The 905-nt window shown below is 48.0% G+C and carries 1 protein-coding gene; it reads right to left on the reverse strand.

What is annotated here, in order from left to right:
* A partial coding sequence (gene ruvB, locus R7040_RS25275) for a Holliday junction branch migration DNA helicase RuvB (protein WP_318097390.1) occupies positions 1-822 on the reverse strand: 822 nt, incomplete at its 3' end.
* Positions 823-905 lie beyond the last annotated feature (83 nt).

Raw genomic sequence — 905 nt, forward strand, 5'->3', positions numbered from 1 at the left:
GATAGCGAGAAGAAGCTTGCGGTCCATGTAATCGAAGCCCTGAGCATCGACATCCAACATATTAAGCGCTTTGTCAGCAACATCGGCACAAATATGTCCGTTACCCTTCACTTCTGCATAGTCACGGACACGGCGCAATAGACGGTTTGCAATACGAGGCGTACCACGAGCTCGTCGAGCAACTTCTAACGCGCCTTCTGGCTCCATCGACAACCCTAGGCAATCTGCACTGCGTTGAACAATGTTCTGTAGATCGTGCACTTTGTAGTACTCAAGACGCTGAGTAATACCAAAACGGTCACGCAGCGGAGAAGTCAAAGACCCCGCACGCGTCGTTGCACCAATCAATGTGAATGGTGGCAAATCAATTTTGATAGAACGTGCGGCAGGGCCTTCACCAATCATGATGTCCAATTGGTAATCTTCCATTGCCGGATACAGCACCTCTTCGACCATAGGGCTAAGACGATGGATCTCATCAATGAAAAGCACGTCGTTTTCCTCAAGGTTGGTCAACAACGCGGCCAAATCGCCTGCTTTTTCGAGAACAGGTCCAGAAGTAGTACGGATGTTCACTTCCATCTCGTTAGCAACAATGTTTGCCAACGTCGTTTTACCCAAACCTGGAGGGCCAAAAATAAGTAGGTGGTCTAACGCCTCACTACGCAATTGTGCCGCTTTGATGAAAATCTCCATCTGATCACGGACATGATCCTGACCTTGGTAATCCGCCAACTTTTTAGGGCGAATAGCACGGTCAATAACATCTTCATCACGAAACGCTGGATTTTCAGGAGCGATTAAACGATCGGCTTCAATCATACTGTTACCTTGAACTTTCCGTTACACCATTGATTTTAGTGCTTCACGGATCAGCTGCTCGCTGCTCATGTCCGGTTTAGCAA

This window comes from Vibrio sp. 1069, from assembly GCF_033340555.1.